The sequence below is a fragment of the Alphaproteobacteria bacterium genome (assembly GCA_040216735.1).
In the GTDB taxonomy this organism is placed as follows: domain Bacteria; phylum Pseudomonadota; class Alphaproteobacteria; order SHVP01; family SHVP01; genus CALJDF01.
Genome location: JAVJOO010000001.1, coordinates 226,555 through 235,977, shown reverse-complemented (window position 1 = coordinate 235,977; position 9,423 = coordinate 226,555). Strand labels below are relative to the sequence as shown.

The 9,423-nt window shown below is 64.5% G+C and carries 3 protein-coding genes; 2 read left to right on the top strand and 1 reads right to left on the bottom strand.

The genetic code is table 11. From position 1 onward, the window contains the following. Positions 1 to 6,208, top strand: a 6,208-nt coding sequence (locus tag RID42_01105; GenBank protein ID MEQ8246256.1) for a VCBS domain-containing protein, incomplete at its 5' end; no start/stop codon positions are given. 149 nt (positions 6,209 to 6,357) lie between these two features. Here the strand turns inward: RID42_01105 and RID42_01100 are convergent. Further along, positions 6,358 to 7,032, bottom strand: coding sequence for a transglutaminase-like cysteine peptidase (locus RID42_01100; GenBank protein MEQ8246255.1), 675 nt, complete (start codon positions 7,030 to 7,032; stop codon positions 6,358 to 6,360). Positions 7,033 to 7,219: 187 nt separating this feature from the next. Between RID42_01100 and RID42_01095 the strand changes: the two genes are divergently transcribed. Next, positions 7,220 to 9,394: an HD domain-containing phosphohydrolase gene (locus tag RID42_01095; GenBank protein ID MEQ8246254.1), complete on the top strand. Its 2,175-nt coding sequence runs from the start codon at positions 7,220 to 7,222 to the stop codon at positions 9,392 to 9,394. Positions 9,395 to 9,423: the final 29 nt, after the last annotated feature.

Sequence of the window (9,423 nt, the reverse complement as noted above, 5' to 3'; positions counted from 1 at the left end):
CGGCGAGAGCGCGGTTGAGACCTTCACGTATGAAGTGACGGACGGCGACGTCACGAGCACCCAGACGATCACCGTGACGATCACGGGCAGCAACGATGGGCCGGTGGCGCAAGCCGAGACGGTGACGGGCAATGAAGATGCCGGCCAGCTGACCGGCAACTTGGATGCGGCCGACGTCGATGGTGATGATCTGACGTTCTCGCTCCAGGGCGACGGGGAAGGCCAGTACGGGCAGCTCACTGTCAACGCTGACGGTTCATACACGTTCGACATCGCCGAAGCGGCGCAAGGGTTGGACGACGGCGAGTCTGCGGTCGAGACCTTTACTTACGAGGTCACTGACGGGGATGTCGTCTCGACGCAAACGATCACGGTAACGATCACCGGTTCGAACGACGGCCCGGTGGCGCAAGCCGAGACGGTGACGGGCAATGAAGATGCCGGCCAACTGACCGGTAATCTCGACGCGGCGGACGTCGATGGCGACGACTTGACGTTCAGCCTGCAGGGCGACGGCGAAGGCCAGTACGGACAGCTGACGGTCAACGCCGACGGCTCTTACACGTTCGATATCGCCGAGGCGGCCCAAGGGCTGGACGACGGTGAATCTGCTGTTGAGACGTTCACCTACGAGGTCACCGACGGGGACGTTGTCTCGACGCAAACGATCACGGTAACGATCACTGGCTCGAACGATGGCCCGGTCGCACAAACCGAGGCGGTTACGGGCGGCGAAGATGCGGGTCAGTTGACCGGCAACCTGGACGCGGCGGATGTCGACGGCGACGATCTGACGTTCAGCCTGCAGGGCGACGGCGAGGGGCAGTACGGCCAACTCACCGTGAACGCCGACGGGTCCTACACGTTCGATATCGCCGAGGCGGCGCAAGGCCTGGATGACGGCGAATCTGCGGTTGAGACCTTCACGTATGAAGTGACGGATGGGGATGTCGTTAGCACTCAGACGATCCAGGTCACGATCACTGGGTCGAATGACGGCCCTGTGGCCCAGGCGGAGTCTGTCTCAGGTACCGAGGATGCGGGTCAACTCACCGGCAACTTGGATGCGGCGGACGTGGACGGCGACGAACTGACGTTCTCACTGCAGGGCGACGGCGAGGGGCAGTACGGCCAACTCACCGTGAACGCCGACGGCTCTTACACGTTCGACATCGCCGAAGCGGCCCAAGGGCTGGATGACGGCGAATCTGCGGTTGAGACCTTCACGTATGAAGTGACGGATGGGGACGTCACGAGCACCCAGACGATCACGGTGACGATCACCGGGTCCAATGACGGGCCGGTGGCGCAAGTCGAGACGGTGACCGGCAATGAAGATGCCGGCCTGCTGACCGGCAACCTGGATGCCGCGGATGTCGACGGCGACGACTTGACGTTCAGCCTGCAGGGCGACGGGGAAGGCCAGTATGGCCAACTGACGGTGAATGCCGACGGGTCCTACACGTTCGATATCGCCGAGGCGGCGCAAGGGTTGGACGACGGCGAGAGCGCGGTGGAGACCTTTACCTACGAGGTCACTGACGGCGACGTTGTCTCGACGCAGACGATCACGGTGACGATCACCGGGTCCAACGATGGTCCGGTGGCGCAAGCCGAGACGGTCTCCGGCAATGAAGACGCCGGCCAACTGACCGGCAACCTCGATGCGGCGGACGTCGATGGCGACGACCTGACCTTCTCTCTCCAGGGTAGTGGTCAGGGGCAGTTCGGTAACATGACGGTGGCGGCGAACGGCGCCTACGTCTTCGCGATCGGGGCGGCGGCGCAGGGGCTGGACGACGGCGAATCCGCTGTCGAGACCTTTACCTACGAAGTGACCGACGGCGACGTCACGACGACCGAGACGATCACGGTGACGATCACCGGGTCCAACGACGGTCCGGTGGCGCAAGCCGAGACGGTGACGGGCAACGAGGATGCGGGGCAACTCACCGGTAACCTCGAGGCGAACGACATCGACGGCGATAATCTGACCTTCGGCCTGTCCGAGGGCGAGGACGGTATCGGTCAGTATGGCCAGCTCACCGTCAATCCCGACGGTTCCTACACCTTCGACATCGGCGAGGCGGCACAAAGCCTGGCGAACGGCGAGTCTGCGGTCGAGACCTTTACCTACCAGGTCAGCGACGGCGACGAGACCGTGACCCAAACGATCACGGTCACCATCACCGGCTCGGACGACAACACCCCGCCGGTGGCTTCGCCGGAATTCGTCACCGGCACCGAAGACGACGGCGTCATCAATGGCAACTCGGGGCCCGAGCAAGCCACGGTCACGGCGACCTTCGTCGGCGAAGAGGCCGGTTACCGCAATATCGTCGGGACCTATCAGGTCGATGCCGACGGCAACATCACCGATGTGTCCTTCGTGTGGACCAACGCCAGTCTGCAAGGCAGCGGCGGCTCTATGCACCGTGGCGACCAAGCCTCCTTCGAAACCGGCGATACCGGACAGTTCGGCATGTTCATCGTCGCCGACGGGTATGGCCAGAACGGCGGCCTTGCCAATTTCGATCTGGTGAACGGTTCGCTCGAGTTCCGCAATGCGGACGGCAGCCCGGCCACCACCGATAGCGTCAATCCGACGCTGTTCTATGTCAGCCCGACCGGCGCAGCGACGGCGCTCAACGGACCGACCTACCACTCGGCCTCGGCGGCGCTGAACCCGGACGGCAAGATCCACACCTCGCTCGAAACCGACAGCGACGGCAACGTCACGATCGGCTGGGAAGATCTGCCGGGGCTTGGCGATCGCGATTACGACGACGTCATCATGACCCTGAACCTGGGTGAGAGCGGCGGCATTCTGATCGATCCGGGCTATAGCGGCGGCGATACCAGCGACACCTTGGTCGGCCAACTCGACGCGACCGACGCGGACGGCGACGATCTCACCTTCGGCTTGGCCGCGGGCGAGGACGGCGTGGGCACCTACGGCACGCTTGTCGTCAACCCGGACGGTACCTATGCCTTCACGCTGAACCCCAACGCGCAGTCGCTCGACGACGGCGAGGTCGGCACCGAGACCTTCACGTGGCAGGTGTCGGACGGTCAGGGTGGCATCGATACAGAGACCATCACGATCCAGATCACCGGCTCCAACGACGGCCCGGTGGCAAGCGCCGAAATCGTCTCGGGCTCCGAGGATGCGACGATCACCGGCAATCTCGATGCGAGCGATGTCGAGGGCGACGACCTCACCTTCAGCTTGGCCGCCGGCGAAGACGGCCAGGGTCAATTCGGCAGCCTGACGGTCAACGCCGACGGTTCCTACAGCTTTGCGCCCAATGCCGCGGCCCAAGGGCTGGACGACGGCGAGAGCGCGACCGAGACTTTCACCTGGCAGGTTAGCGACGGCGACGAAATCGTGACCCAAACGATCACGGTGACGATCACCGGCGCGAACGACGGCCCCGTGGCCGTGGCCGAGACCGTATCGGGTTCGGAGAATGCAACGGCGATCGTCGGCAACCTTGATGCCACCGACGTCGACGGAGAGAACCTGACGTTCAGCCTGCAAGGTTCCGGTGCCGGGCAGTTCGGGACCCTGACGGTCAATGCCGACGGCTCGTATGCCTTCGTGCCTAACGCGGCGGCGCAGGGGCTCGATACCGGCGAATCTGCGGTGGAGACCTTCACCTGGCAGGTGACCGACGGCGATGCGGTGACGACCCAGTCGATCCAGATCACGGTGACCGGCGCCAATGACGGTCCGGTGGCCGCGGCGGAGGTCGTGTCTGGGTCGGAGGACGCGGCGTCGATCACGGGTAACCTTGATGCCACCGACGTCGACGGCGAGAACCTGACGTTCAGCTTGGTCGGGTCGGGTCAAGGCCAGTACGGCAATCTCACGGTCAATGCCGACGGCTCCTATAGCTTCGTGCCCAACACGGCGGCGCAGGGGCTGGACACCGGCGAATCGGCGACCCAGACCTTCTCCTGGCAGGTCACCGACGGCGACGCCGTGGCGACTCAGTCGATCCAGATCACGATCACCGGCGCCAACGATGGGCCGGTGGCCCAGGCCGAGGTCGTGTCCGGCTCCGAGGACGCCGGGACCATCACCGGCAACCTCGAGGCAACCGACGTCGACGGCGAAACCCTGACCTTTAGCTTGGCGAGCGGCGAGGATGGCCAAGGCCAGTACGGGCAACTGACCGTCAACGCCAACGGCACCTACAGCTTCGCCCTGGGCAATGCCGCCCAGGCGTTGAATAGCGGGCAAAGCGTTGTCGAGACCTTCACCTATGCGGTGACCGACGGCGATGCCACGGCGATGCAAACCATCTCGATCACGATCCAAGGATCGGACGAGGGCAACGTCATCGTCGGCACCGAATGCGGCGAGTACATCTACGGCACCTACCAGGACGATCAGATCTTCGGCCTTGGCGGCGGCGATGCGATCTTTGCCGGCAGCGGCAACGATACGGTCGACGGCGGCGAGGGCAACGACTGGATCTTCGGCGGGTCGGGCAACGACACGCTGTCGGGCTCGGACGGCAACGACTACCTCACCGGCGAAAGCGGCAACGACACGCTTTACGGCGGCGACGGCAACGACGAGCTGTACGGCAGCTCGGGCAACGACGTCCTGATCGGCGGCGCGGGCAACGACGAAATCGACGGCGGTTCCAACGACGACTTTATCGAAGGCGGCGCCGGCGAGGACGAAATAGAGGGTGGTTCCGGCGACGACGTGATCTACGGCGACACCGCGACGGTGGGCGAGGCCCCGGACTATGCCGAGGCGGTTAACGAGCACGCACCGGTCGCCTTCTGGCGGCTCGGCGAGACCAGCGGGACGACCGCGGCGGACGAAACCGGTCAACATGCCGGCACCTACCACGGCGGCGTCGACCTTGGCGCACCTGGCATCGGCGATGGGGCAGCGGCGACCTTCGATGGGCACAACGAGTATGTGACCATCCCCCACAGCGATGCCTTCGAGGCCGACTCGGGCACCGTGATGATGTGGGTCCGGCCCGACGACCTCGGCGGCCACCAGGGTCTATTCTCCAAGGACTCGCGTGGCTACGACGACGGCGGCCACCTGCACATCGAACTCGACGGCAGCAAGGTGCGGGTGCGCCTGCAAGAGGACGACCGCAGCCACTACGTCGAATCCAACAGTGGCGCGGCCCAGGAAGGCCAGTGGATGCAGATCGCCTTCACCTGGGGTGCCGCGGGCATGGCGCTCTACATCAACGGCCAAGAAGTGGACACCGATTCCTACACCGGTGGGATCGCCAACAACGAAGAGCCGATCGTGCTTGGCGCGTCGCAAACCTACAGCAGTGACGGCACCGCGAATTACCTGCGCGATTATTTCGAAGGCGCCATGGACGAGGTGGCCTTCTTCGACAGCGCACTCAGCGATGACGCCATCGCCGACACCTACATGGCCGGAAGCTGGGATACCCTGGGCGGCGACGACGAGATCGACGCGGGCTCGGGCGACGACACGGTCTATGGCGGCGCCGGCGACGACGAAATCGACGGCGGCTCGGGCGAGGACGTCCTCCACGGCGGTGCTGGCGACGACGAAATCGACGGCGGCTCGGGCGACGACACCATCTACGGCGATGCCGGCGACGACGAAATCGAGGCTGGGTCCGGCGATGACATTGTCTACGGCGGTGCCGGCGACGACGAAATCGAGGGCGATGACGGCGACGACACGCTCTACGGCGACGAAGGCGACGACGAACTCGAAGGCGGCAGAGGCAACGACACGCTGTACGGCGGCGTGGGCGACGACGAACTCGAGGGCGACGACGGCAACGACGTGCTCTACGGCGGCGCCGGCGATGACGAAATCGACGGTGACTCCGGCAACGACATCATCATCGGTGGCGACGGCGCGGACATCCTCGACGGCGGCTCGGGCAACGACATCTTCCTGTACAACGCGGCGTCCGAGGGTGGCGATACCGTGGTCGGCTTCGACAATGACAAGGACATGTTCCGCTTCGACGGCGAGGACTTCGGCGGGTTCGGCAACTACACGGTCGAACATCAGGGCTCGAACTTCACCATCATCGGCGAGGACGGTTCCAAGATTGGCTTCGACGATGACAGCAACACACTGTTCTACCAGGGCGCTGGTGCGCCTGAGGACAGCTACCAGACGATTGCGACCGTCAGCGGCGACGACGTCACGGCGGACAATATCGAGATCATCTAACGGGGATCGTGCACCTAGGAAAAAAAAGGCCCTCAGTTTGCGGGCCTTTTTTTGTTCCGGAATGATGCGCCGGGGGGGGTGGGGTGAGGCGACCCCCCTCTGCGCGCAGGGGGAGGCGTTCTCTTTGTTCGTGTAGCGACGGTGGGCGGTTACGCGCCCTTGTGCAGCCACCAGCCCTTTTCGTTGACCGAATAGACCGGGCGGTAGTGGCGGATGCGGTCGGCGTCGATGACTTGTTTGATTTGGTTGTCGAGGATCCAGGTCTTGCCGTCGAGCTCGACCGCGAGGACGGCGTGGGCGACCTTGAGGTTGAGGTCTTGCAAAACGACGATGCGCATCGAATCGCGGTCGACGCCGAGGGCAGCCAGGGACATGAACTTGGCCACCGCAAAATCCTCGCAATCGCCGAAGCGTTTGAAGAATTGGGCGGGGGTCGCCCAATAGTCCTTCACGCTCCAATTGATCGGATCGACGATGTATTTGGCTTGGTTCATGAAGGCGTTGACCTGTTCGAGCTTGACCGCGGTCGGCTCGTTCTTGACCTTGTTGAGGAAGGCCACCCAGGTTTTGAATTCGCATTTTTCTTCGGCGGTGACCTTGCACTCGCCGCTGTTCTTTTTGGCCTCTTCCTTGAAGCGGGCCAGCGCTTCGGTCCATTTGGGGAAGGGCGCGAGGCTGTCTTTCTCGACCGCCACGGTGCCCCACAGGCTGGGCTTACCGGCGCCGGCGTCTGCCGCAAAGGCGGCTGGGGTCAGCGCCAGTGCGGCCGCGACCAGGACGGCACCGGCGGCGCCACTGCGAAGCCTTATCGACACCCGTGTCATCGGTTCTGACACCCCAAGATCTTTCAACGGCCTCCATCATACGCCGCCCGGTAGCGCGCGGGAATTCATGCTTGCGTGAGCGATTGCCGCCGGGAGCCCCGGTTTTTCGGGGGGTGGCCATTGTCCGGGCGGGGAGCGGCCACTAGAGTCAGGCGCTGATTGACGAGGGAACGGCGGACCCCGACCGATGGCCGAAATGCCCGAAGACGACGTCCCGCGGGGCGTCAACAAAACCGTGGTATTGGCCGCGCTCACCCTCGCGGTGATCGCGGTTCTGGGCGTTTTCTTCGTCTTTCGATTCGTCGATTCCGAACGCCAGCGCGAAATGCAGGATTGGCAGATCCGCCTCGGGATCGTCGCCGACAGCCGCGCCGGGGCGATCAACGACTGGATCGACGATCAGTTCGCGGCGATCCGCGGCTTGGGCGAGAACGCCTCGTTGCAGCTTTACGTGACCGAACTGTCGTTGCTGGGCGACGACGCGGATTCCGACGAACTTGGCGAAGCCGGCTACCTGCGCAACTTGCTGATCGCGACGGCAGAGCGGGCGAAATTCACGGAGCCGCTGACCGGCCCGGACCTGAATGCCAATGTCGAACGCGTCGGCTTGGCCGGGATGGCGTTGCTCGACCCTAACGGCAAGGTGTTGGTGGCGACGCCGACGATGCCGCCGATCGCCGGGCCGATCCGCGAGTTCCTGCAAAAAACGCCGCGCGGTGAGCGCGGGCTGCTGGACATGTATCTTGGCAATAGCGACCAGCCGACGATGGGCTTTTCGCTGCCGGTCTTCGGCATCCAGGCCGATGCCGGCACCAGCGAGGTGCTGGGCACGATCATTGGCATTCGGATCGTCGGCGACGATCTCTACCGTTTGCTGCGCCAGCCCGGCGAGATCGAGGAAACCGCCGAGACCTATATCGTGCGCACGCGCGGTCCGAACGTGGAGTTCCTGTCGCCGTTGAAGGACGGGACCGCGCCGCTGCGCCGGGTGATGGCGCGCGATACACCGGATCTTGCGTCGGCCTACGTCATCGATACCGCGGGCGGATTCGGCCGCAAAGTCGACTACAACAACGAAGAGGTTCTGGTCACCGGGCGCACGCTGTCGGCGGCACCGTGGGTCGTGGTGCGCAAGGTCAGCACCGCCGAAGCCCTATCGGCCGCCGAATCCCGCCTGACGACGATGCTGATCGTGTTCATCTTGGTCATCGTCGTGACGCTGGTGATGATCGTCGCGGTTTGGCGCCACGGCACCTCGATCCGCGCCGCCGCCGCGGCCGAGCGTTTCCGGCTCGCTGCCGAACGATTCCAGAACCTGGGTAAGTTCCTGCGTGTGGTCACCGACAGCCAACCCACCGAAATGATCGCGGTGACGGCGGAGGGCCAATACACGTTTGCCAACAAGACTGCCGCCGACAATGCCGGGATGGACGTCGACGCGATGATGAAGACGACCATGGCTAACGTCATGGGGCCGGTCCGCGCCAAGTCGTTCGAGAAGCTGAACAAGGAAATCCTGCTCCGCGCCGAGGAGATCATCGCGAATCAGGAGCGCATCACCCACATCAACGAGTTCGACGACGAAAAGGGTCACCACCTAATCCGCTCCACGCACTATCCCTTGCGCGGCGACCGCGACCATCCGGCGGCGGTGCTGATGATGTTGGACGACATCACCGAGCTGATGGAGGAGCGCGAGCAGCGCGAACGGGTGTTCCGCGAACTGGTAGAAACGCTGGTCGATGTGGTCGGCCAGCGCGATCCCTATTGCGCGCACCACGCCTCGCGCGTCGGCGAGGTGGCGACGGCGATGGCCAAGGAGATGGATCTCGACAGCAAGGCCATTCGTACCATCGACATCGCCGCGCAGTTGATGAACATCGGCAAGACCCGGGTGCGTGGAGAGTGGTTGCGCCGCGAAGGGCCGTTGACCCCGGACGAGATCGAGTTGGTACGGACCCAAATCCAAAAGGGCGCCGATATGCTGTCCCACGTCGAATTCGATGGGCCGGTGGTCGAGATCATCGGCCAGGTGCAGGAGCACGCGGACGGGAGCGGCCGGCCCCGGGGCCTCAAGGGCGAGGAGATCAACCTTGCGGCGCGGATCATCGCGGTCGCCAATGCGTTCGTCGCAATGGTCAGTCCGCGGTCCTACCGTAAGGAGGGCCGCAGCGTCGAGGACGCGACGGGCGAACTGATGCAAGAGCGCGACAAACGCTACGACCGGCGCGCGGTCTCGGCGCTGCTCCACGTCCTCGACAACCGCGGCGGGCGCGACAAATGGGCCGATTTCGCCAAGGCCCCGGTGCGGGAAACCGACGACGCCGGCGGCGCCGGCCGGGACCGCGCGGCCACCGACTGAGCCCGGCTTAGGGCTGTGGCGGCGTGCGC